This window comes from Xanthomonas sp. NCPPB 4467, from assembly GCF_041475665.2.
Lineage (GTDB): Bacteria > Pseudomonadota > Gammaproteobacteria > Xanthomonadales > Xanthomonadaceae > Xanthomonas > Xanthomonas dyei.
The window spans coordinates 1,585,896-1,608,330 of the sequence record NZ_CM191260.1 but is presented as its reverse complement, the minus strand read 5'-3'; the positions used below and the strand labels follow the sequence as shown (position 1 = coordinate 1,608,330).

The window sequence follows — 22,435 nt, the reverse complement described above, 5'->3', positions numbered from 1 at the left end:
TGCCCTTCTTGTTGAAGGCGGGCCCGCGCAGACCGAAGTCACGGGTTAGCGCAGCAATTTTAATCTTTGCTGCACCTGCACGAAACCCATTGGCAATGATCTGCCGCAATAAATGCGCGCAAAATCGTGCGACATGTTGTCGCAGCGCAGCGCAAGCTAAAGATGGAGGCCATGCCGACCGTCGTTGCGGGCTGCAGTCGCACTGCACTGCATGCGACAAAAGCGTGAAATCCGCTAGCAGACGTCAAAAACGCAACTGGGCCGACCAAGGGCCGACCCAGTACTGACGCGATGGTGCCGGAAATAGGAATCGAACCTACGACCTACGCATTACGAATGCGCCGCTCTACCAACTGAGCTATTCCGGCGAGCCGTGCATTGTAGGAGCGGAGCCGGGGGCTGGTCAATCGCCGCAGTGGCCGGCGGCCTGCGTGTGGTCAGAACCATTATCTGACGGCATCCAGACGCTGCCCACCCCGCCTGAGCAATGTTGGGCAACGACGCACAGTCAACTGACCAGACGCAGCCGTAGCTCCTTGGGCAGCGCGAACACCATCGATTCGGGCTCACCTTCCAGCTCGGACACAGTACCCGCGCCCAGCTCGCGCAAGCGCGCCAGCACGCCATCGACCAGCACCTGCGGTGCGGAAGCGCCGGCGGTAAGACCGATGTGCTGCTTGCCGACAACCCAGGCCGGATCGATCTCGCTGGCGTTGTCGATCAGGTACGACTCCACCCCGTCGCGGCGGGCGAGTTCGCTCAGCCGGTTGGAATTGGAGCTATTGGGCGAGCCGACCACCAGCACCAGGTCGCACTGGCGCGCCAGATCGCGTACCGCGTCCTGGCGGTTCTGGGTGGCGTAGCAGATGTCGTCGTGGCGCGGCCCCTGCATCGCCGGGTAGCGCGCGCGCAGCGCCTCGATGATGCCCATGGTGTCGTCGACCGACAGCGTGGTCTGGGTGGTGTACGCCAGGTTTTCCGGCTGATTGATCTGCAGCGTGGCGACCTGCTCGATATCTTCGACCAAGTAGATCGTGCCCAGGCCACGCTCGCGGCTCCACTGCCCCATGGTGCCTTCCACTTCAGGGTGCCCGGCATGGCCGATCAGCACCACATCGCGGCCGGCCCGGCAATGCCGCGCGACCTCGAAATGCACCTTGGTCACCAGCGGGCAGGTGGCGTCGAACACCTTCAAGCCACGGCGCTCGGCCTCCTGACGCACCGCCTGCGAGACGCCGTGCGCGCTGAAGATCACCGTGGCGTTATCGGGCACCTCGTCGAGCTCTTCGACGAAGATCGCGCCGCGTTGCTTGAGGTCGTCGACCACGAAACGGTTATGCACCACTTCGTGACGTACATAGATCGGCGCACCCAGCGTCTCGATCGCGCGCTTGACGATCTCGATCGCGCGGTCGACACCGGCGCAAAAACCACGGGGATTGGCGAGCAGGACATCCATGGCGGGCATTCTACGGGAATGGAGAAAGAGGGGTCGGACCAAGCGGCACGCATCGGTAGCCGGGCTTCAGGGGCGATTCCCGATTCCCGGCTCGCGCTTGCCGCCCTTGTCGAACAGCCCGAACAGCGCAATCCCGATGGCCCCGCCCACGATGGCCGAATCTGCGATGTTGAATGACGGCCAGGTGTGGCTGCCGATGTACCACTGGATGAAATCGACCACGTGGCCATGCATCAGCCGGTCGATCACATTGCCGATCGCCCCACCGATCACCAGCGCATACGGCAGCGCACTACGCCATTCGCCGCGCGCGGTGCGCGACAGCCAGAACGCCAGCAGGCCGCTGATGCCCACCGCCAACGCGGTGAAGAACCACAGCTGCCAGCCGCCGGCATCGCTCAAAAAGCTGAAGGCAGCGCCGGTGTTATAGGTGCGGTACCAGTTCCAGAAGCCGTCGATGACCGGCACCGGGGTGTACTCGGGCAGGCTGGACAGCACCCAGGCCTTGCTCCACTGGTCCAGGCCGATTACGACAGCCGACAGCACGAGCCAGATCAAAGCAGAGGGTTTGGGTCTTGCGGTCATGGAATCACCTTAGCTGTTGCTACTCCCGGGCTCGGGAGAAGCTGCCCGACGGGCAAATCGGCAAGCACCGCCGGATGCGCCGGTACGACCCTCATCCGGCGCTGCGCGCCACCTTCTCCCGCTCGCGGGAGAAGGTGTATTGAAACGGACTCCCGCTCGCGGGAGAAGCAATCACGACATCAGAACCAGCGACGCTAGAACCAGCGACGCTCCTCGCCAGGGCCTTCGATATTGCTGACGCAACGGCTGCACAGCTCCGGGTGACGCGCATCGCTGCCCACGCTGACCTGGTGGTGCCAGCAGCGCACGCACTTGGCCTTGGTGGTCGGCTGCGCGCTGACGAAGATGTCGTCGGTACTGGCCGCGGTCACGGTGACGTCGCCACTGATGAACAGAAAGCGCAGTTCCTCGGCCAGCGGCTGCCAGCGCGCGGCGGTCTGCGCATCGGCGGCCACGGTGATCTCCGCTTCCAGCGCCGCACCGATGGCGCCATTGGCACGCATCGGCTCCAGCACCTTGGACACCTGCTCGCGCAGGGCCAGCAACTTGTCGACATCCGCACTGGTCAGCGCGGCAGCGGCAGGCAGCGGCGCCAGCCCGTCGTACCAGGTCGCGAACAACACGTTGCCGACATGCTCGCCCGGCAGATACGCCCACAACTCTTCGGCAGTAAAGGTCAGCACCGGCGCCACCCAGCGCACGAACGCTTCGGCCACGTGATACATCGCGCTCTGCGCCGAGCGGCGACCGCGCGCGTCTTCGGCCATCGTGTACAGACGGTCCTTGGTGACGTCCAGGTACAACGAGCCAAGGTCCACGCTGCAGAAATTCAGCAGCGCCTGCACGATCTCGGCGAAGTCGTAGCGCGCATAGGCGGCGACGATCTTTTCCTGCAGCTCATGCGCGCGATGCACGATCCAGCGGTCCAGCAGCACCATGTCGTCCAGCGCCACCAGATGCTGCAGCGGGTCGAAGCCATGCAGATTGCCGAGCAGGAAGCGCGCGGTATTGCGCAGACGGCGATACGCATCAGCGTTGCGCTTGAGGATCTCCTGCGACAGCGACATTTCGCTGCTGTAATCGGCCGATGCGATCCACAGGCGCAGGATATCCGCGCCCAGGGTCTTGATGATCTCCTGCGGCTCGATCCCGTTTTTGTCTGACTTGGACATCTTGCGGCCGTGCTCGTCCACGGTGAAGCCATGGGTGAGGCACTGCTTGTAGGGCGCCGCCTTGTCCATCGCCACGCCGCTCAGCAGCGAGGACTGGAACCAGCCGCGGTGCTGGTCGGAGCCTTCCAGATACAGATCGGCCGGTTTGGGCAGGCCGCGGTCGACCAGCACTGCTTCATGCGTCACGCCGGAGTCGAACCACACATCCAGGATGTCGGTGATCTTGTCGTAGTCGGCCGCTTCATCGCCCAGCAGTTCGGCCGCGTCCAGCGTGTACCACACGTCCACGCCGCCCAGCTCTACGCGGTCGGCCACCTGGCGCAGCAGCTCGGTGCTGCGCGGATGCGGCTCACCGGTTTCGCGGTGCACGAACAAGGCGATCGGCACGCCCCAGGTGCGCTGGCGCGAGATGGTCCAGTCCGGGCGGCCTTCGACCATGCCGGCGATGCGCGCCTGGCCCCACGCCGGGTACCAGGTCACCTGCTCGATGGCCTTGAGCGCATCGGCACGCAGATTGGCCTGCTCCATCGAGATGAACCACTGCGGCGTGGCGCGGAACGCGATCGGCGTCTTGTGGCGCCAGCAATGCGGGTAGCTATGCTCCATCTTGCTCGCCGCCAGCAACACGCCGGTGTCGCGCAGCGCCTCGATGATGATGTCGTTGGCCTTCCAGATATGCAGACCGGCCAGCACGGTGTCGCCCAGCGGCGGCGTGGAGGGCAGATACACACCACGCCCGTCCACCGGATTGATCTGCGCGGCGGTGTAGCGCTCCAGCAGGCCGTACTGCTTGGACACCTGATAGTCCTCCTGACCATGACCGGGCGCGGTATGCACGGCGCCGGTGCCTTCCTCGGCAGAGACGTGCTCGCCCAGCAGCAGCGGGATCTCGCGCTCGGCATAGAAGGGGTGATTGAGGAGCATCTGGTCCAGCACGGCGCCCTTGGCATGGCCATGCACCGTCACGTCGTCCACGCCATAGCGCGTCAGCACCCTGGCCGCCAGGGCTTCGGCCACCACCAGCCAGCGCGGCTGACCGCGATCGGCCGGGCCTTCGACCAGCACGTAATCGAGCTCTGCGCCCAGGCTCACTGCCAGAGATGCCGGCAGCGTCCACGGCGTGGTGGTCCAGATCGGCACCGCCACGCTGGTGCCTGCCGGCAGGCTGGCGCCGAACGCAGCAGCGACCGCCGCCGGATCGCGCGCCGGATAGGCCACATCCACGGTCGGCGACACCTTGTCGGCGTATTCGATCTCGGCCTCGGCCAGCGCCGAGCCGCAATCGAAGCACCAATGCACCGGCTTGACGCCGCGGGTCAGATGGCCGTTATCGACCACTTTGGCCAGCGCGCGGATTTCGTTGGCTTCGAAGCGGAAATCCAGCGTCTTGTACGGGTTGTCCCAATCGCCGACCACGCCCAGGCGCTTGAAGTCGCGCCGCTGCAGATCGATCTGCTCGGTCGCGTATTCGCGGCACTTCTGACGGAACTCGGCCGCGTCGAGCTTGACGCCGACCTTGCCGTATTTCTTTTCGATCGCGATCTCGATCGGCAGGCCGTGACAGTCCCAGCCGGGGATGTACGGCGCATCGAAGCCAGCCAGATACTTCGACTTGACGATGATGTCCTTGAGGATCTTGTTGACCGCGTGGCCCAGATGGATCTGGCCATTGGCATACGGCGGACCGTCGTGCAGCACGAACAACGGGCGCCCTGCCGCGTTGGCGCGCAGCTGCGCATACAGCCCCTCGCGCTCCCAGCGGTCCAGCATCGCCGGCTCGCGCTTGGGCAGGTCGCCGCGCATCGGGAATTCCGTCGCAGGCAGATGGAGAGTGGCTTTGTAGTCGTGGGTCACAGGAATCTACCGTTGCGCTGCATGAGGTGATGGACGGGGATGTTGCGAGGGAGTGGCATCGACGGCGTCTGCCTCTGCCAAGCGGCGCGAAGAACCGCCGTGTTGCCCCTGCATGGAAAGACCGGCGGAGCGTGCAACGCTTTCATCGGCAGCAGGCAGTCGCGAAGGGCTCGCCTTGAGCACGGCGCGCGCCTGCTCGGCATCGCGGTGCATCTGCACGGTGAGCGCATCGAGCCCATCGAACTTTTCTTCGTCGCGCAGCTTGGCGACGAATTCGACTTCGATATGCCGGCCATACAGATCGCCCTGAAAATCGAACAGGTGCGCTTCCAGCAACGGCTCCACACCGGCCACGGTGGGCCGCGTTCCGAAGCTGGACACCGATGGCCACGGCCGCTCGGCCACGCCATGCACCCAGGTCGCATAGATGCCCGATAACGCAGGAGTGCGCGGAAACCGCAGATTGGCAGTCGGGTAGCCCAGCGTGCGCCCCAGTTGTTTGCCGCGCACCACCCGCCCACCGATGGTATACGGGCGGCCGAGCAGTTCGCCGGCATGCACGAACTCGCCGGTGCCCAGCAGCTCGCGAATGCGCGTGGCAGAAATCCGTTCGCCATGCAGGTGCACCGGCGCGATTTCGCCAGCCGCAAATCCATGCTGCTCACCCAACGCATGCAGCAATGCGATATCGCCGCCACGCCGATGGCCGAACCGGAACTCCGGGCCGATCCACACTTCGCGCGCACACAGCCGACCCACCAGCGCCAGGCGCACGAACTCTTCTGCAGGCATGGCCGACAAGCGGCCGTCGAAACGGATCAGGCCAACGCTGTCGGCACCGAAGTCGTACAGGCCTTCGATCTTGGCGCGCGCCAGGGTCAGCCGCGGCGGCGGCGCGGCCGGGGCGAAAAATTCGCGCGGCAGCGGCTCGAAGCTCAACGCCACCGCTGGCACGCCCAACGCACGCGCACGCGCGATGGCGTGCTGCACCAACGTCCGATGCCCCAGGTGCAGGCCATCGAAGGCGCCGATGCAGACCACGCTTCCGTGCGGGAACAGCGTCCCGCCCTCGACGTCTCTAAACAGCCTGCTCATTCCTCGATCCAAACAGATGCCGACCTGGCGGCCGACCCTCGCTGATACATAACCTGCAAGTATAGCCGTGCCTGTCAAGCCGCATGGGCGGGGCCCCGGCACGCGCAGCGTCACCAGCACACGCGGCCTTGGCGGGCGGCGGCCGACAATCGCCCCCCAGCCGCACCGTCGGCAAAGACCGCGGCGGAGCTTCCACGACTGCGCGGCCCTTGAAGAGCGCAGACATCAGCGGCGCTCGCCGGGGACCACTACAGTGTTCGGCATCCGCGACTCAGCTCTCGCGCAGATGCCGCGGCCGCAAGCCCAACGCCAGTTGCGCGACCACATAGGTCAGCCCGCCACTGCCGACCAGCACCGCCAACCAACCGATACGATCCCACTTCTCCATCACGGTGAACGATGGCAGCCACCACAGCAGGCCCAACAGCACTGTCACCATCGCCGCGCATGCCAGCAGCAGGCGCGCTGCATAGCCGCCCCACCCCGGCCGGCGCTGGTACACCCCGGACTTGCCGAGCCAGTACCACAGCAAACCCAGGTTGAGATAACTCGACAGCGCGCTCGCTATGCCCAGCGCCAGGTGCAGGCCAGGCTGCTTGCCCAGCGCCTGCATTACGCCCTGCGCCTTGAGTTCGGGCGGCACCATGATCTGGTAGACCACCGCCAGCAACGCGAAGTTGAACACCATGTTGGCGATCAGCGCCGCCACGCCGGCACGCACCGGGGTGCGGGTGTCCTGGCGGGCGTAGAACGCCGGCAGCACCACCTTGAGCATGGCGTAGGCCGGCAGACCGAAGCTCAGGCCGTAGACCGACATCGCGGTCATCCGCGTATCGAAGGCAGTGAACTGCCGATACTGGAACAAGGTCGCCACCAGCGGCTCGGCCAGCAGCAGCAATCCGAGCATTGCCGGCATCGCAATCAACAGCGTGGTGCGGAAGCCCCAGTCCAACGCACTGGAAAACGCCACGCGGTCGGTCTTGACGTGATGGCGCGCCAGCGCCGGCAGGATCACCGTGCCCAGCGCCACCCCGAACACACCCAGCGGCAGTTCCAGGAAGCGGTCGGCCAGCGACAGCCACGACTGCGAGCCATCGGTCAGCTTGGCCGCGATGACGGTGTCCAGCAGCAGGTTGATCTGCGCGATCGATGAGCCAAACAGGGTCGGCACCATCAGGGTCAGCACCTTGCGCACCCCTGGATGTCGCCAGCCCCAGCGCGGCAGGGTCAGCAGGTTGATGCCTTTCAGCGAAGGCAGCTGGAACAACAACTGCAGCATGCCTGCCGCCAGCACCGCCCAGCCCAGCGCGATGATCTGCTTCTCCGGCGTACCACCCAGCTTCGGCGCCAGCCACACGGCGCCGGCGATCATGCACAGGTTGAGGATCACCGGAGTCAGCGCCGGCATGGCGAACTTCTGAAAACTGTTCAGCGCCCCGCCCGCCAGCGCGGTCAGCGAGACGAAGAGCAGGAACGGGAACGTCAGACGAAACAGATCCACCAGCAGGCCATGCTTGGCCGGATCCGTATCGACCCCGCTGGAAAACAGCGTGGCCAGCGCCGGCGCGAAGATCAGCGCCAGCGCGGTGACCAGCAGTAGCGTTCCACCCAGGGTGCCGGCCACGCGCGCCATCAACTCGCGCAGCTCGGCGTGCGGACGGGTTTCCTTGACCTCGGTGAACACCGGCACGAACGCGGTGGCGAAGGAGCCTTCGGCAAAGAGCCGGCGCAGGAAATTGGGTACCCGGAAGGCCACCCAAAAGGCATCGGTCACCGCGTTGGTGCCGAAGGTGGTGGTGATGACTTGGTCGCGCACCAGTCCCAGCACCCGCGACACCATGGTCATACTGCTGAATGAGAGCAGGCCCCTCAACATGCCAGGCTTGCTCACGCAGCCTCCCTCTTGACAACTGACTTGACGTACATAACTAAGCCCATCATACTTTCCCGCTTGCTTTTTCCACCATACCGATTTTTCAGGAACCCACCACCGTGGCCAATATCAAGTCCGCCAAGAAGCGCGCCAAGCAGACCGTCGTGCGCAACGAGCGCAACACGGGCCAGCGTTCGATGCTGCGCACCGCCGTCAAGAAGGTGATCAAGGCCCTTGACGCCAACGATGCTGCAGGCGCCGAAGCTGCTTTCGCCGTTGCGCAGCCCATCCTCGACCGTTTCAGCGCCCGTGGCCTGATTCACAAGAACAAGGCTGCGCGTCACAAGAGCCGCCTGACCGCTCGCATCAAGGCCATCAAGGCCGCGTAAGCGATCAGCTGCGACGTCGCCGGAAGCCTGACTTCCGGTAGCACAGAAAAACCCGGCCTCGGCCGGGTTTTTTGTGTGCCTGTCCGTACACTCAGCCCGCATTGCGCGCCTCGAGCTCGTCCTCGCGCTGACGGTCGAAGAATGCCATGACGTCCTTCATGATCGGGAAGGTGCCATCGCGCCCCAGCGCGGACACCAGGTACCACGGCGCGGTCCAGCCCAGCTCGGCCACGATGGTTTCGGCGGCGGCACGCGCCTCGTCCTCGAACATCAGGTCGGCCTTGTTGAGCACCAGCCAACGCGGCTTCTTCAGCAGCTCGGGGTCGTGGCGCTCCAGCTCGCGCTCGATGGTGCGCACCTGATCCACCGGCGACGCATCCACACCCCCGTCCATCGGCGAAATATCCACCAGATGCAGCAGCAGGCGCGTGCGCTGCAAATGGCGCAGGAACTGCGTGCCCAGGCCGGCGCCATCGGCGGCACCTTCGATCAGGCCCGGCACGTCGGCGATCACAAAGCTGCGGTAGGCCTCGACGCTGACCACACCCAGATTCGGATACAGCGTGGTGAACGGATAGTCGGCCACCTTGGGCGTTGCCGAGGACACCGCGCGGATCAACGTGCTCTTGCCGGCGTTGGGGAAGCCCAGCAGGCCGACATCGGCCAGCAGCTTGAGCTCCAGCTTGAGCAGGCGCTCTTCGCCTTCCTCACCGGTGGTGGACTGGCGCGGCGCACGGTTGACCGAGCTTTTGAAATGCATGTTGCCAAGGCCGCCCTTGCCGCCCTTGGCGACCAGCAGGCGATCGCCGTGCTGGGTGAGGTCGCCGATCACTTCATCGGTCTGCACATTGACGACCATGGTGCCGACCGGCACCACGATGACGCGATCTTCGCCACCCTTGCCATAGGCCTGGCGGCCCATGCCGTTCTCGCCGCGCTGCGCCTTGAAGGTGCGCTCATGACGGAAGTCGACCAGGGTGTTGACGTTCTCGTCGGCGACGATCCAGACGCTGCCGCCAGCACCGCCGTCGCCACCGTCGGGCCCGCCAAGCGGAATGAACTTCTCGCGGCGAAAGCCGACACAGCCATTGCCGCCATTACCGGCGGTCACCAGGATTTCTGCTTCGTCGACTAACTTCATGAGCTTACAACCGGGAATTGGGAATAGGGAGGGGGAATCGGCCATAGAAAAGCGGCGTGACTCCTGCCAGCGAGCGCACTCACCGGCACGACAGCAGAGAGCGAAACGGAGTTAGGAGCCGGCTTTTCCGATTCCCATTCCCCATTCCCGATTCCCAGCCGTCAAACGAAAAACCCCGCCGAAGCGGGGCTCTCCGTGTCGTTCGCAACCGCGCTGGCGCGGCTGTGAACTGGCCTGCATGGAGCGGGCGATTACGCCTCGGCAACCACGCTGACGGTACGACGCTTCTTCGCACCCTTGACCGAGAACTCGACCTTGCCGTTGACCAGCGCAAACAGCGTGTGGTCGCGGCCCAGGCCGACGCCAGCGCCCGGGTGGAACTGGGTGCCGCGCTGACGCACGATGATGTTGCCGGCGCCGATGGCCTGGCCACCGAAGATCTTGACGCCGAGGTACTTCGGGTTGGAATCGCGACCGTTGCGCGAGGAACCTACGCCCTTTTTATGTGCCATGACTGGTTCTCCTTACTTCTTGTCGCCACCGGCGATGCCGGTGATCTCGATTTCGGTGTAGTACTGACGGTGTCCCTGACGCTTCATGTGGTGCTTGCGGCGACGGAACTTGATGATGCGCACCTTGTCGGCGCGGCCATGGGCCACAACCTTGGCGGTGACCGAGGCGCCCTTCAGCGCATCGCCCAGCTTGATGCCATCGCTATCGCCCAGCATCAGGATGGTGTCAAACTTGATCTCGTTGCCTGCTTCGACTTCGAGCTTTTCCACGCGGAGCGTTTCGCCCTGCGCGACGCGGTATTGCTTACCGCCGGTTACCAGAACTGCGTACATGACCAGGTTTTCCTCTGTAGTTATTATGGTCGCACTGACGTGCCCTAGGGCAGACAGGAGCGGGATTGTACTGGCTTAGCGGGTTTCGGGTCAACCGGCAAGCAGTTCTGCCGTCGCGCACCCGAATCGGGCGGGGGCAACGCATCATCCGGTCGCCACAACGGCCCGGTCAGACTGGCATTTGGGGCAATTGCCCTCACCTAGGTCGGCGGGTAGGCTGATCGACTGCCACTCATTCCTGCTGAGCACGCTCGCACCACTGCCGGTTCGCCGGCCCGACATCGGATCCCCCATGGCGATGGATTTCATCCGCATCCGCGGCGCGCGGACGCACAACCTCAAGAACATCGACCTCGACCTGCCTCGCGACAAACTGATCGTGATCACCGGCTTGTCCGGCTCGGGCAAGTCGTCGTTGGCGTTCGACACCATTTATGCGGAGGGCCAGCGCCGCTACGTCGAGTCGCTGTCGGCGTATGCGCGCCAGTTCCTCAGCGTGATGGAAAAGCCGGACCTGGACCATATCGAAGGCCTGTCCCCGGCGATTTCGATCGAACAGAAGTCCACCTCGCACAACCCGCGCTCCACCGTGGGCACGATCACCGAGATCTACGACTACCTGCGCCTGCTGTATGCACGCGTCGGCCAGCCGCGCTGCCCGGATCACGGTTTCCCGCTGGAAGCGCAGACCGTCAGCCAGATGGTCGACCACATGCTCACCCAGGATCAGGAGCAGCGCTACATGTTGCTGGCACCGGTGATCCGTGACCGCAAGGGCGAGCATGCGCAGGTATTCGAACAACTGCGTGCGCAGGGCTTCGTGCGCGTGCGCGTGGATGGCGAGTTGTACGAGATCGATGCGGTGCCGGCACTGGCGCTGCGCCAGAAGCACACCATCGAAGCGGTGATCGACCGTTTCCGTCCGCGCGAAGACATCAAGCAGCGGCTGGCGGAAAGTTTCGAAACCGCGCTCAAGCTCGGCGAAGGCATGGTGGCGGTGCAGTCGCTGGACGACCCGGCCGCAGCCCCGCATCTGTTCTCGTCCAAGTACAGCTGCCCGGTCTGCGATTACTCGCTGCCGGAGCTGGAACCGCGGCTGTTTTCGTTCAACGCACCGGTGGGCGCCTGTCCCAGTTGCGATGGCCTGGGCGTGGCCGAATTCTTCGACCCGGACCGGGTGGTGGTACATCCGGAACTGTCGTTGTCTGCGGGTGCGGTACGTGGTTGGGATCGGCGCAATGCCTATTATTTCCAGCTGATCGCCTCGCTGGCCAAGCACTACAAGTTCGACGTGGATGCGGTGTGGAACACGCTGCCGGCCAAGGTACGCCAGGCGGTCTTGTTCGGCAGCGGCGATGAGGTGATCAGCTTCACCTACTTCACCGATGCGGGCGGGCGCACCACGCGCAAGCATCGCTTCGAAGGCATCCTGCCGAATCTGGAACGGCGCTACCGCGAGACCGAATCGCCGGCCGTGCGCGAAGAGCTGACCAAGTACGTCAGCCAGCAGCCCTGCCCTGCCTGCAACGGCACACGCCTGAATCGCGCTGCGCGCAACGTGTTTGTGGCCGACCGCCCGCTGCCGGAGTTGGTGGTGCTGCCGGTCAATGAAGCGCTGAACTTTTTCCGCGGACTGTCGCTGCCGGGTTGGCGCGGCGAGATCGCCAGCAAGATCGTCAAGGAGATCGCCGAGCGCCTGGGCTTCCTGGTCGATGTCGGCCTGGATTACCTCACCCTCGAGCGCAAGGCCGACACCTTGTCTGGCGGCGAAGCGCAGCGCATCCGTCTGGCCAGCCAGATCGGCGCCGGCCTGGTCGGGGTGATGTACGTACTGGATGAGCCGTCGATCGGCCTGCATCAGCGCGACAACGAACGCCTGCTCGGCACGCTGACGCGATTGCGCGACCTGGGCAATACGGTAATCGTTGTCGAGCATGACGAAGACGCGATCCGGCTGGCCGATCACGTACTGGACATCGGCCCCGGTGCCGGCGTGCACGGTGGCGAAATCTGCGCACAGGGCACGCTGCAGGACATTCTGGAGTCGCCACGCTCGCTGACCGGCCAATACCTGTCCGGCAAGCGCCGCATCGAGATTCCCAAGCAGCGCCACAAGCCCAACCCGAAGATGATGCTGCATCTACGTGGGGCCACCGGCAACAACCTCAAGAACGTCGACCTGGACATTCCGGCCGGCCTGTTGACCTGCATCACCGGCGTGTCCGGCTCGGGCAAGTCGACCCTGATCAACGATACCTTGTTCACGCTGGCCGCCAACGAGATCAACGGCGCCTCGCATACGGTGGCACCGCATCGCGAAGTGGAAAATCTGGACCTGTTCGACAAGGTCGTGGATATCGACCAGTCGCCGATCGGGCGCACGCCGCGTTCCAACCCGGCGACCTACACCGGCATGTTCACCCCACTGCGCGAGCTGTTCGCCCAGGTGCCCGAATCGCGTGCGCGCGGCTATTCGCCGGGGCGTTTCAGCTTCAACGTGCGTGGCGGCCGCTGCGAGGCATGTCAGGGCGACGGCATGATCAAGGTAGAGATGCACTTCCTGCCCGACGTGTATGTGCCGTGCGATGTCTGCCATGGCAAACGCTATAACCGCGAGACGCTGGAGATCCGTTACAAGGGCTTCAACATCAGCGACGTGTTGCAGATGACTGTGGAAGACGCGCTGCGCCTGTTCGAGCCGGTGCCATCGATCGCGCGCAAGCTGGAAACGCTGGTCGATGTGGGCCTGAGCTACATCAAGCTGGGCCAGAGCGCGACCACGCTGTCCGGCGGTGAGGCGCAGCGTGTGAAGCTGTCCAAGGAACTGTCGCGCCGCGATACCGGGCGCACCTTGTACATCCTCGACGAACCGACCACCGGCCTGCACTTCCACGACATCGAAGCGCTGCTCGGCGTGCTGCACAAGTTGCGCGACGAGGGCAACACGGTGGTGGTGATCGAACACAATCTGGATGTGATCAAGACTGCCGACTGGATCGTGGATCTGGGTCCGGAAGGCGGCCATCGTGGCGGCACCATCCTGGTGTCCGGCACACCGGAAGACGTGGCAGCGCACGAGGCGTCCTACACCGGGCAGTTCCTGGCCAAGATGCTGCCGTCGGTCAATGCACGCGAGACCCGCCCGGCCGCAATGGCCAACAAGCCGGATGCGCGCCCACCACGCAAGGTCAAACCGGAGAAGGTGGCCAAGGTCGCCAAGTCCGCCACCAAGAAGACTGCAAAGAAGAAGGCAAGCTGATGAGCGAACACAAGATCCTGGCACGCATCCCGATCAGCGTGCGCTGGCGCGACATGGACAGCATGGGCCATGTCAACAACGCCAAGTACATTTCGTATCTGGAAGAGGCGCGCGTGCGCTGGATGCTGGGTGTGCAGGGCGTGTCGATGACCGACCGTATCGCGCCAGTGGTCGCCGCCACCAACGTCAACTACAAACGCCCGCTGGTGTGGCCCAACGACATCACGGTGGAGTTGTTTGTCGAGCGTCTGGGCAGCAGCAGCATCACCATCGGCCATCGCATCGTCGACCAGAAGGACGAGGGCGTGCTGTATTCGGACGGCAACGTGGTGGTGGTGTGGATCGATACGCAGACCGGCAAGAGCGCGGCACTGCCGGAGCCGGTGCGCGCAGCGAGCAGCTGATCGCGCGCAGCACAGACGCGGTTGAATGACACACGGCGGCTTCTTTATGGAGCCGCCGTTTTACTTGCGCGTTTCCCGGCCCTGGTGAAATAGCTAGCTCCGCATGTGCGCTTGATGCTGCAATGCGCCTGCGCCCACACGCACCACCGAACCAGCAGCGCGCTTGCATGTACGCACCGCATGCAGCGACGGCCGTCTATCATGGCCCGACTTTCAGGAGCCTCGCATGAGCATCCAAATCCTCGACCACGGCCGTCTTCGCGAAATCCGTCTGGCCCGCCCGCCGGTCAATGCACTGGATACCGCGCTCTGCCAGGCACTGAGCGCGGCCGTGCAGGAGCTGGACGCTACGGTCGACGGCGTGGTGCTGTCGGGCAGCGAACGCATTTTTTCCGGCGGCATGGACGTGCCGTACCTGCTGTCGCATGGCACCGACCGCGCTGCGCTGCTGGCCAGCTGGACGGCCTTCTTCGAGGCAGCGCAGGCGCTGGCCAATTGCCCGGTACCGGTGGCGGCGGCGATCGGGGGCCATGCACCGGCCGGTGGTTGCGTGCTGGCGCTGTGCTGCGATTACCGGGTGATGGCACGTAGCGCCGATACCGCGCGGCCCTACACCATCGGCCTGAACGAAGTGCAGGTGGGGTTGGCGGCACCGGAAGGTATCCAGCGACTGCTGCGCCGCGTGGTCGGCGCGCATCGCGCCGAACGCTTGCTGATTTCCGGGCAATTGCTGCCCGCCGAACAGGCCGCCCAGATCGGCCTGGTGGACGAGCTGGTGGACGGCGAACTTGTCACCGCACGTGCGGTGGCGTGGCTGCAGGAGCTGCAGCACCTGCCACGGCAGCCGATGCTGGCCACGCGCGCGGTGGCCAGGGCGGATTTGCGCGCGGCGCTGGCGCCGGAGTTGATCCAGCTGGAGCGCTTCGTCGATGGTTGGTACGCGCCCGATGCCCAGGCCGCACTGCGGGGCCTGGTCGCACGGCTGCAAAAAGCTTGAGTCCGCCCCTGGCACGGTGGCATGCAGGCGGCCCGCTATAATCGTGGTCCGTCGCACGCCCAGGCCAGCCCCTTGTCCGCCACCGCCGAACCCGTCGTCTCCGAACTGATCAGTCTGCTGTCGCTGGAGCGCCTGGAAGACAATCTGTTTCGCGGCCAGAGCCGCGACATCGGCACCAAGTACGTGTTCGGTGGACAGGTGCTGGGCCAGGCCCTGTCGGCCGCGCAGGCCACGGTGGAAAACGGCCGCCAGGCGCATTCGCTGCATGCCTATTTTCTGCGTGCCGGCAATATCGACCACCCGATCGTCTACGACGTCGACCGCACCCGCGATGGCGGCAGTTTCTCGGTCCGGCGGGTCACTGCGATCCAGCACGGCAAGGTGATCTTTTTCTGCGCGGCCTCGTTTCAGGAGCACGAAGACGGTGCCGAGCATCAGTCAGTAATGCCGGTGGTGCCGCCGCCGGAAGACATCGAACCGGCCGCACCGCTTGCGCCGGAGGTGCTGGCGAACCTGCCGGCAAAGGTGCAGCGCTGGCTCTCGCGCGGTGGCCCGTTCGAGTTTCGTCACGTCTTTCCGCGCGACGAACTCAAGCCACCCAAGCGACCACCGTTCCAGCAGATGTGGCTGCGTCTGAACGACCCGATCGGCGACGATGTCGGCCTGCACCAGGTGCTGCTGGCCTACGCCTCGGATTTTCAGTTGCTGGGCACCTCCACGTTTCCGCACGGCATCAGTTATTACACGCCGAATGTGCAGATGGCCTCGCTCGACCATGCGCTGTGGTTCCACCGCCCCTTCCGCACCGACGATTGGCTGCTGTACTCGTTGGACAGCCCCACCGCGCAGGGCTCACGCGGCCTGGCACGTGGGCAGTTCTTCACCCGCGATGGCGTGCTGGTGGCCAGCACCACGCAGGAAGGCCTGATCCGCGTAGTGCCCGAGGGCAGCGCGATTGCCGTGCCGGCCAAGGGCTAGGCGCAGATGGGTGGCGCTGTCGTGTCGCAGACTCATCAATCGATGGCGCAGGTGGTGGGCATGCGGCCGGTTCGCCGCGCAGCACGCAAGCTGTTACGACGACGCGCCGGCCAGCTCACCGGCGCGCGTGCAGCCACTTAGCGACAGTCATTACCGACATCCTTCTTTTCATCTTGAACCGGCGCAGCACTGGCGCCATCTGTTCCGGACCCAACGGCGGTTTCCACCAGCATGCGCAAGATCTTCAGCAGTCAACGTATCGAAACCGCCGAGGGCGTGGCCGATCTATTGCGTAACGCGGGCATCGATGTGCGCATGAGCAATGGCCGCTCGTATGAGAGCAAGCGCACCGGGCAGTTCAGCTACCTGGAGCAAGGCAACGCGCAGGCGTATCCCACCGTGTGGATCGTGCATGCCGACGACCAGCCGCGCGCGCGCGACCTGCTGCGCGATGCACGCCTGCTCGACACCACACGCCGCGATCTGCCGAATGTGGAATACACCTTCCGCGAAGGCGAAAACGGCTCCAGCACCACCGCGCGCAGCTGGGCCTGGCGCATCCGTCTGGTGCTGTTGCTGGTGATCGGTGCGGTGGCCATGTTTGTGGTGATGCGCCATCGCAGCGCACCGGCGCCGGTCGCCCCGGCAACACAGCCCGCATCGCAATCGGCACCGGACGCAACGCCGCCGGTGGAGGACGACGAAATGCGGGTGCGGATTCAGCCGGCACGCTGAGCGCCTCTGCGCTGCGGTGCCGTGGCGTGGACTCACCGGGTTTAGCCGACCTGGCAACGCACACACAAAAAAAACGGCCTCCTGCTGACGCGGGAGGCCGTTTGTCGATCGGCGCCTTGTTACCTGTTGCGAATGAGTCATCGCCATGACGGCGATGCCATCCCACCACTGCACTACTCAACCAGTTGCACTCCACCTAAGAACAGCTCACAGAACTACCGTGCTTGCCGCCAGGCGCGCGCGGCCGGTGCTCGGAATCTGCACGTACCACCCGCACGCTCCGGTTCTGAGCGCGCCGTCCGGACCCACCTGACGACTGCTCGCTACGTTTTGTTTTCCGCTTTCAATGCTCAGTTACCCGCAGCAGGCTTGGCCGGCATCGGACGCTTGCCGTGATCGCCACGGTCGCCGTGCTCACCCGGGCCACGCGGACCATGCTCGCCGCGCATCTTGGATGCGGCGTCGAACTCGGCCTTGCTCAGCTTGCCGTCCTTGTCGGTGTCGGCCTTGGCAAACCACGCATCGCGATGCTGCTGCATGCGTAGCTCACGGTCGGCGCGATCCACAAAGCCGTCCTTGTTGACGTCCATCTGATCGAAGCGCGCGGCAAACTTCGGGTCGGCCTTGGCTTCCTCGCGGCTGATGCGGCCGTCCTTGTTGGTGTCGAGTTTAGCCATCCAGTCGCCACGTCCCTCACGGCCCGGGCCGCGATGCCGCGGGCGCTCATCGCGCGAGAGCTTGCCGTCCTTGTTGGTGTCCAACGTGTCGAACTGCGCGGCCAGCTTGGGGTCGGCGGCGGCTTCGCTACGATCGATGACGCCATCGTTGTTGCTGTCGAGCTTGCCAGGACGCGGTGCATCGCCGGCAGCAGGCGGAGTGGCAGCGAACACGACGCCGGTGGACAGCGCAGCCAGCACGGCCAGGGCGAGGAAAGGTTTGCGAGACGTCATGAGAAACTCCTGATTGTGGGAACCACACGCGGCACCTGCATGGGCCGCATCGCGTGGGTGGCGCATCCGGAGAGGCCGTGCGCTGCCACCAACACTCACATCAACGAGCCATCGGCGCGCACGTTGACGCGCACACCTGGCGTATTCATCCGGCGGACAGTCGCCGCTGTTGCGACGCACAGGCGCTATCCTGCGCGCATGGCCATCCACGCCGACACCCACGACGACCTGCGACTGTTCCAGACCGGCGAGCATGCCTGCGGCTACTGGCCCGAGCGTCGTGCGCGCGATCTGGTGCTGGACCCGCATGACCCGCGTCTGGGCACGATCTATCCGCAGGCATTGGCATGGGGGTTTCGTCGCTCCGGCGATCTGGTGTACCGGCCGCATTGCGAACGCTGCCGCGCGTGCGTGCCGGTGCGCATTGCAGTGGATGCATTTCGACCCGATCGCAGTCAACGCCGTTGCCTTGCCCGCAATCAGGATCTGGTCGTGCGTGTGGTCGCAGCGCAACGCACCGACGAGCAACTCGCCCTGTATCGCCAGTACCTCAAATCCCGGCATCCCGGTGGCGGCATGGACGAGCATGGCGGCACCGAATTCGATCAGTTCCTGATCGGCGGCTGGTCGCATGGGCGGTTTCTGGAGATTCGTGAACCGGCGGTGGCGCATGCACCGGGGCGGCTGCTCGCCGTTGCGGTCACCGACGTTACCGAGCATGCGTTGTCTGCGGTGTACACGTTCTACGCGCCTGACGCGGCCGCGCGCGGCCTGGGCACCTTTGCGATCCTGCAGCAGATTCAATGGGCTCAGCGCGAGCGACGCGCGCATGTGTATCTGGGCTACTGGATCGACGGCCATGCAAAGATGAATTACAAGCGCCGTTTCAGCGCACTGGAAGCCTACGACGGCCGCCAGTGGCGCGGGCTGCCGCCGACCGCATCGGCGCCGTGAATCGCAGCGCGCGACATCGGCCTGTCGCATCCAGCATGCGAGAATCGCGCGATGATCAGACCTCTCCTGCTGCTTGCGCTGACCGCGCTCTGCGCCGCCTGCACCCATCGCACGCCGGCATCGGCCGATAACGCCACCGGCGAACCAGTGCCGACACAGCTGCGCATCGCCACCTACAACACCTCGCTGTACTCCGACGAGGCCGGCGGCCTGGTGCGCGAACTGCAGGGCGACAGCGCGCATGCACGCAAGATCGCTGCGGTACTGCAGCGCGTACGTCCGGATCTGGTGTTGCTCAACGAATTCGATTTCGACCCGGAGCACCGCGCCGCCGATCTGTTCCAGCAGCGCTACCTGCAGGTCGCCCAGCCGGGCGGCGGCGAACCGTTGCGCTATCCGTATCGCTATCTGGCACCGGTCAACACCGGCGTGCCGAGCGGCCTGGATCTGGACAGCAACGGTACCGTCGGAGGCGACGGCCGCTCGCGTGGCAACGATGCCTGGGGCTACGGGCTGCACCCTGGTCAGTACGGGATGCTGCTGCTGTCGCGGTATCCGATCGATGCGCAGGCCGTACGCAGTTTTCAACTGTTGAAATGGAGCGCGCTGCCGGGTGCGCTGCGGCCGCTGGATCCGGGTACCGGGCGGTCGTTCTATAGCGATGCGATCTGGCCGCAACTGCGCCTATCGTCAAAATCGCATTGGGACGTGCCGGTGCGCACGCCGCTCGGTGTCGTGCATGCGCTGGTGTCGCATCCGACCCCGCCGGTGTTCGACGGTGCGGAAAAGCGCAACGCCGCACGCAACCACGACGAGCTCGCGCTGTGGCGTGCGTACCTGGACAACGCTGCCGACAGCCAGCGCTGGCTATGCGATGACAAGGGACTCTGCGGCGGCCTGGCGGCCGATGCGCACTTTGTGATCCTGGGCGATCTGAACAACGATCCGATCGATGGTGCCGGCCGCCACGACGCGATCCGCGCACTGATCAATCACCCGCGCGTGCTGCAATACCCCACTCCGCGCAGCGACGGCGGCCCGGAAAAGACCGCCGACTACGCCGCGCAAGGCATCGTGCACACCGGCGACCCACACCAGGTCACCGGTGACTTCGGCCCGCAAGCCGGCACCATGCGCCTGGACTACGTGCTGCCGTCGCACCAGTTCACCCTGATCGGCAGCGGCATCTTCTGGCCGGCCAGCACCGCCCCGGAAGCGGCAATTGCCGATGGCAGCGACCATCATGCGGTGTGGGTGGATGTTGGTTTGTAGCCGGGATGAGCGATTAGGGAGTTGGGATTGGTAACGTCGCGTTCTGGAATCTGCCGTACTTCCCAAGCCTGCGATGACAGGGTCCATGGACGCAGGCATCGCTTGCGCTAGCCTTGTAGAGAGCTGACGACAGCTGCACTTCGGCGAGTGATCGCTCGCACAGCCTGCCATCGCTGTTGATGGCAAACGCATCGACACATGCTTGCAGCTGGCGTTCTGAAAGAAGTGCAGCACCAAGCTGCATTCTTTCAAGCAAGGCACTGCTCAGTCTTTCAACTGAACCGTCAACGCTGCCGCCGCCACACGCGCTTTCTCGCGTGCTGCATCGATGCTGTCAGCGCGCGCCAACGTGACGCCGACACGGCGGTGGCCGTCTACGCGCGGTTTGCCGAACAAGCGCAGCGCGGTGTCCGGGTCGCGCAATGCATCGGCAACGTTGTCGAACACCGGCACGCCATTACCGTGCGCAAGCAGCGCGCAGGACGCCGACGGGCCGCTCTGACGGATGACGCCACCGTTTTCAGCACCCACCGGCAGGCCGAGGATTGCGCGGGCGTGCAGCGCGAATTCGCTCAACTCCTGCGACACCAACGTTACCAGCCCGGTGTCGTGCGGGCGCGGCGAGACTTCGCTGAACCACACCTCGTCGCCCTTGACGAACAACTCCACGCCGAACAATCCCCAGCCGCCCAGATCGTCGGTGATGGCTTTCGCAATCTCCTGCGAGCGCTGCAGTGCGGCAGCCGACATCGGTTGCGGCTGCCAGCTTTCGCGGTAGTCGCCATCCTGCTGCCAGTGGCCGATCGGGTCGCAGTACGAGGTGCCGCCCGCGTGCCGCACGGTCAGCAAGGTGATCTCGTAATCGAAATCGATGAAGCCTTCGACGATGCAACGCCCGGCGCCGGCACGTCCACCGGTCTGCGCGTAGTCCCAGGCCGCATCGATGTCGGCCTCGCTGCGCAAGGTGCTCTGGCCTTTGCCCGAGGACGACATCACCGGTTTGACCACACACGGCAGGCCAACCGCGGCGATCGCATCGCGGTACTCGGCAGCGGTGTCGACAAAGCGATACGGCGAGGTCGGCAGACCCAGGGTTTCGGCAGCCAGGCGGCGGATGCCTTCGCGGTCCATGGTCAGGCGTGCGGCGCGCGCGGTGGGGATCACGCGCTGGCCCTGATCGCACTCCAGCGCCACCAGGGTTTCGGTATGGATGGCTTCGATCTCCGGCACGATCAGGTGCGGCTGCTCGGCGGCGATCAGCGCGCGCAGCGCGGCAGGATCGAGCATGTCCAGCACGTGCGAGCGGTGCGCCACCTGCATCGCCGGTGCATTTGCATAGCGATCGGCCGCGATCACCTCCACCCCGAAGCGCTGCAGCTCGATCGCCACTTCCTTGCCCAGTTCGCCCGATCCCAGCAACAGCACCCGGGTGGCGGAAGGCGATAACGGCGTGCCGAGAGTAGTCATGAGCGCGGGTCCAGATTCGGGAAGGGGCGGCCATTCTAACGGGCCGGCATGGATAACTTCGGTTGGCATCCTTGCATCGATTGATATCACTTTGATATATTCTTGCCTCGCCATCCAAGGAGAGTCACTCATGAAAGAGAAGCCGATTGGCTCATTGCCGGGCATCCCCCTCGTCCTGGTTGCCGGCGCCGGCCTCATCGGCGCAGCCTGGTACGTCTTGACGGCAATGGCCAGCAACAGCATCACGCCGGGTGGGCTTGTCGGAGCGGGCCTGGTCGCCGCGGCATGCATCTTCATGCTCGCCGGCCTCTACACCCTGGAACCGAACCAGGCTGCGGTGCTGAGCCTGTTCGGCAAGTACGTCGGCACGGCCAAGGACCCAGGCCTGCGCTGGAATGTGCCCTTCTACGCCAAACGCCGGGTCAGCCAGCGCGTGCGCAATTTCGAAAGCGGCCGGCTCAAGGTCAACGAACTGGATGGCAGCCCGATCGAAATTGCTGCCGTGATCGTGTGGCAGGTCATGGACGCGTCGGAGGCGGTCTACAACGTCGACGATTACGAAAGCTTCGTGCATATCCAGTCCGAAGCCGCGCTGCGCGCGATGGCCACCAGCTATCCCTACGACCAGCATGAAGACGGGCAGATTTCGTTGCGCAGCCATCCGGCCGAAATCAGTGAGCAGCTCAAGCGGCATCTGGACGAACGCCTGACCCAGGCCGGCGTGGACGTGATCGAAGCGCGCATCAGCCACCTGGCCTACGCACCGGAAATCGCCCAGGCCATGCTGCAGCGCCAGCAGGCCAATGCGGTGATCGCCGCACGCACGCGCATTGTTGCGGGCGCCGTGGGCATGGTGGAGATGGCACTGGCCGAGTTGCAGAAAAACGGCGTGGTGCAGTTGGACGAAGAGCGCAAGGCGCATATGGTCAGCAACTTGCTGACCGTGTTGTGCTCCGACCGCGGCACCCAACCGGTGGTCAACGCCGGCTCGCTCTATTGAGGTGAA

Annotated in this window: 19 protein-coding genes, 1 tRNA gene and 1 other RNA gene; 10 read left to right on the top strand and 11 right to left on the bottom strand. The window is 64.9% G+C overall.

Translation table 11 applies throughout. The features are described from left to right. Positions 1-292: 292 nt before the first annotated feature. The 6 genes from ACCQ06_RS06995 to murJ all read right to left on the bottom strand — a co-directional run bounded on the left by ACCQ06_RS06995 (position 293) and on the right by murJ (position 8,041). Positions 293-368: transfer RNA gene (locus ACCQ06_RS06995), tRNA-Thr, on the bottom strand. Positions 369-508: 140 nt separating this feature from the next. After that, positions 509-1,459 (bottom strand): 4-hydroxy-3-methylbut-2-enyl diphosphate reductase, encoded by a 951-nt coding sequence (gene ispH / locus ACCQ06_RS06990; protein WP_316691488.1) that lies wholly within the window; start codon positions 1,457-1,459, stop codon positions 509-511. Positions 1,460-1,525: 66 nt separating this feature from the next. After that, positions 1,526-2,044, bottom strand: a complete 519-nt coding sequence (gene lspA / locus ACCQ06_RS06985) for a signal peptidase II (protein WP_228322740.1) — start codon at positions 2,042-2,044, stop codon at positions 1,526-1,528. Positions 2,045-2,238: 194 nt separating this feature from the next. Continuing rightward, positions 2,239-5,070: an isoleucine--tRNA ligase gene (gene ileS, locus ACCQ06_RS06980; protein WP_316691486.1), complete on the bottom strand. Its 2,832-nt coding sequence runs from the start codon at positions 5,068-5,070 to the stop codon at positions 2,239-2,241. Between the two features lie 6 nt (positions 5,071-5,076). Then, on the bottom strand, positions 5,077-6,165 hold the full coding sequence (locus ACCQ06_RS06975; RefSeq protein ID WP_316691484.1) for a bifunctional riboflavin kinase/FAD synthetase: 1,089 nt from the start codon (positions 6,163-6,165) through the stop codon (positions 5,077-5,079). A 271-nt stretch (positions 6,166-6,436) separates the two neighbouring features. After that, positions 6,437-8,041, bottom strand: coding sequence for a murein biosynthesis integral membrane protein MurJ (gene murJ / locus ACCQ06_RS06970; protein WP_228322783.1), 1,605 nt, complete (start codon positions 8,039-8,041; stop codon positions 6,437-6,439). Between the two features lie 116 nt (positions 8,042-8,157). On the opposite strand from murJ, the gene rpsT reads away from it, so the two are divergent. Beyond that, complete coding sequence (gene rpsT / locus ACCQ06_RS06965; RefSeq protein WP_002807888.1) at positions 8,158-8,427, top strand: 30S ribosomal protein S20; 270 nt, start codon at positions 8,158-8,160, stop codon at positions 8,425-8,427. Between the two features lie 91 nt (positions 8,428-8,518). Here the strand turns inward: rpsT and obgE are convergent, their stop codons facing one another. From obgE to rplU, 3 genes are all read right to left on the bottom strand, one after another. Further along, the gene (gene obgE, locus ACCQ06_RS06960; RefSeq protein WP_104614140.1) at positions 8,519-9,568 is read right to left on the bottom strand and encodes a GTPase ObgE; all 1,050 of its coding nucleotides are present in this window, start codon (positions 9,566-9,568) and stop codon (positions 8,519-8,521) included. Between the two features lie 251 nt (positions 9,569-9,819). Next, the gene (gene rpmA, locus ACCQ06_RS06955; RefSeq protein WP_104614141.1) at positions 9,820-10,080 is read right to left on the bottom strand and encodes a 50S ribosomal protein L27; all 261 of its coding nucleotides are present in this window, start codon (positions 10,078-10,080) and stop codon (positions 9,820-9,822) included. Positions 10,081-10,092: 12 nt separating this feature from the next. Further along, positions 10,093-10,413 carry a 50S ribosomal protein L21 gene (rplU, locus tag ACCQ06_RS06950; RefSeq protein WP_005989959.1) on the bottom strand — a complete coding sequence of 107 codons (321 nt, stop codon included), beginning with the start codon at positions 10,411-10,413 and terminating at the stop codon, positions 10,093-10,095. Between the two features lie 292 nt (positions 10,414-10,705). On the opposite strand from rplU, the gene uvrA reads away from it, so the two are divergent. From uvrA to ACCQ06_RS06920, 6 genes are all read left to right on the top strand, one after another. Then, positions 10,706-13,672: an excinuclease ABC subunit UvrA gene (uvrA, locus tag ACCQ06_RS06945; protein ID WP_316691477.1), complete on the top strand. Its 2,967-nt coding sequence runs from the start codon at positions 10,706-10,708 to the stop codon at positions 13,670-13,672. After that, positions 13,672-14,076, top strand: coding sequence for an acyl-CoA thioesterase (locus tag ACCQ06_RS06940; RefSeq protein WP_055845555.1), 405 nt, complete (start codon positions 13,672-13,674; stop codon positions 14,074-14,076). Before uvrA ends, ACCQ06_RS06940 begins: the two co-directional genes overlap by 1 nt. A gap of 226 nt (positions 14,077-14,302) precedes the next feature. Then, positions 14,303-15,073, top strand: coding sequence for an enoyl-CoA hydratase/isomerase family protein (locus tag ACCQ06_RS06935; protein WP_104614144.1), 771 nt, complete (start codon positions 14,303-14,305; stop codon positions 15,071-15,073). A 72-nt stretch (positions 15,074-15,145) separates the two neighbouring features. Further along, positions 15,146-16,051 carry an acyl-CoA thioesterase II gene (gene tesB / locus ACCQ06_RS06930; protein ID WP_055845560.1) on the top strand — a complete coding sequence of 302 codons (906 nt, stop codon included), beginning with the start codon at positions 15,146-15,148 and terminating at the stop codon, positions 16,049-16,051. 231 nt (positions 16,052-16,282) lie between these two features. Beyond that, positions 16,283-16,786 (top strand): putative signal transducing protein, encoded by a 504-nt coding sequence (locus ACCQ06_RS06925; protein ID WP_104614145.1) that lies wholly within the window; start codon positions 16,283-16,285, stop codon positions 16,784-16,786. 262 nt (positions 16,787-17,048) lie between these two features. Next, a non-coding RNA gene (locus ACCQ06_RS06920) (sX9 sRNA) lies at positions 17,049-17,125 on the top strand. A gap of 11 nt (positions 17,126-17,136) precedes the next feature. On the opposite strand, the gene ACCQ06_RS06915 is transcribed toward ACCQ06_RS06920, so the two are convergent. Further along, entirely contained in the window at positions 17,137-17,736 is a 600-nt protein-coding gene (locus ACCQ06_RS06915; RefSeq protein WP_316691473.1) for an EF-hand domain-containing protein, read from the bottom strand. A gap of 39 nt (positions 17,737-17,775) precedes the next feature. On the opposite strand from ACCQ06_RS06915, the gene ACCQ06_RS06910 reads away from it, so the two are divergent. Together ACCQ06_RS06910 and ACCQ06_RS06905 are read left to right on the top strand one after the other, a co-directional pair. Continuing rightward, entirely contained in the window at positions 17,776-18,690 is a 915-nt protein-coding gene (locus tag ACCQ06_RS06910; protein ID WP_104614147.1) for an arginyltransferase, read from the top strand. Between the two features lie 21 nt (positions 18,691-18,711). Next, on the top strand, positions 18,712-19,962 hold the full coding sequence (locus tag ACCQ06_RS06905) for an endonuclease/exonuclease/phosphatase family protein (RefSeq protein WP_372365773.1): 1,251 nt from the start codon (positions 18,712-18,714) through the stop codon (positions 19,960-19,962). A gap of 264 nt (positions 19,963-20,226) precedes the next feature. Here ACCQ06_RS06905 and purT read toward each other — a convergent pair whose 3' ends face one another. Continuing rightward, positions 20,227-21,429 carry a formate-dependent phosphoribosylglycinamide formyltransferase gene (gene purT, locus ACCQ06_RS06900; RefSeq protein WP_316691468.1) on the bottom strand — a complete coding sequence of 401 codons (1,203 nt, stop codon included), beginning with the start codon at positions 21,427-21,429 and terminating at the stop codon, positions 20,227-20,229. Between the two features lie 130 nt (positions 21,430-21,559). On the opposite strand from purT, the gene ACCQ06_RS06895 reads away from it, so the two are divergent. Beyond that, a complete protein-coding gene (locus ACCQ06_RS06895; RefSeq protein ID WP_316691466.1) occupies positions 21,560-22,429 on the top strand; it encodes an SPFH domain-containing protein in 870 nt (289 codons plus the stop codon). Positions 22,430-22,435: the final 6 nt, after the last annotated feature.

Bases quoted from the DNA above. Each gene is read 5' to 3' on its own strand.
- purT (WP_316691468.1), bottom strand. From the start codon at position 21,429: ATGACTACTCTCGGCACGCCGTTATCGCCTTCCGCCACCCGGGTGCTG.
- ACCQ06_RS06935 (WP_104614144.1), top strand. From the start codon at position 14,303: ATGAGCATCCAAATCCTCGACCACGGCCGTCTTCGCGAAATCCGTCTG.
- ispH (WP_316691488.1), bottom strand. From the start codon at position 1,459: ATGGATGTCCTGCTCGCCAATCCCCGTGGTTTTTGCGCCGGTGTCGAC.
- ACCQ06_RS06975 (WP_316691484.1), bottom strand. From the start codon at position 6,165: ATGAGCAGGCTGTTTAGAGACGTCGAGGGCGGGACGCTGTTCCCGCAC.
- murJ (WP_228322783.1), bottom strand. From the start codon at position 8,041: ATGTTGAGGGGCCTGCTCTCATTCAGCAGTATGACCATGGTGTCGCGG.
- ACCQ06_RS06895 (WP_316691466.1), top strand. From the start codon at position 21,560: ATGAAAGAGAAGCCGATTGGCTCATTGCCGGGCATCCCCCTCGTCCTG.
- ACCQ06_RS06915 (WP_316691473.1), bottom strand. From the start codon at position 17,736: ATGACGTCTCGCAAACCTTTCCTCGCCCTGGCCGTGCTGGCTGCGCTG.
- rpmA (WP_104614141.1), bottom strand. From the start codon at position 10,080: ATGGCACATAAAAAGGGCGTAGGTTCCTCGCGCAACGGTCGCGATTCC.
- obgE (WP_104614140.1), bottom strand. From the start codon at position 9,568: ATGAAGTTAGTCGACGAAGCAGAAATCCTGGTGACCGCCGGTAATGGC.
- lspA (WP_228322740.1), bottom strand. From the start codon at position 2,044: ATGACCGCAAGACCCAAACCCTCTGCTTTGATCTGGCTCGTGCTGTCG.
- ACCQ06_RS06925 (WP_104614145.1), top strand. From the start codon at position 16,283: ATGCGCAAGATCTTCAGCAGTCAACGTATCGAAACCGCCGAGGGCGTG.
- ACCQ06_RS06910 (WP_104614147.1), top strand. From the start codon at position 17,776: ATGGGCCGCATCGCGTGGGTGGCGCATCCGGAGAGGCCGTGCGCTGCC.
- rplU (WP_005989959.1), bottom strand. From the start codon at position 10,413: ATGTACGCAGTTCTGGTAACCGGCGGTAAGCAATACCGCGTCGCGCAG.
- uvrA (WP_316691477.1), top strand. From the start codon at position 10,706: ATGGCGATGGATTTCATCCGCATCCGCGGCGCGCGGACGCACAACCTC.
- ACCQ06_RS06940 (WP_055845555.1), top strand. From the start codon at position 13,672: ATGAGCGAACACAAGATCCTGGCACGCATCCCGATCAGCGTGCGCTGG.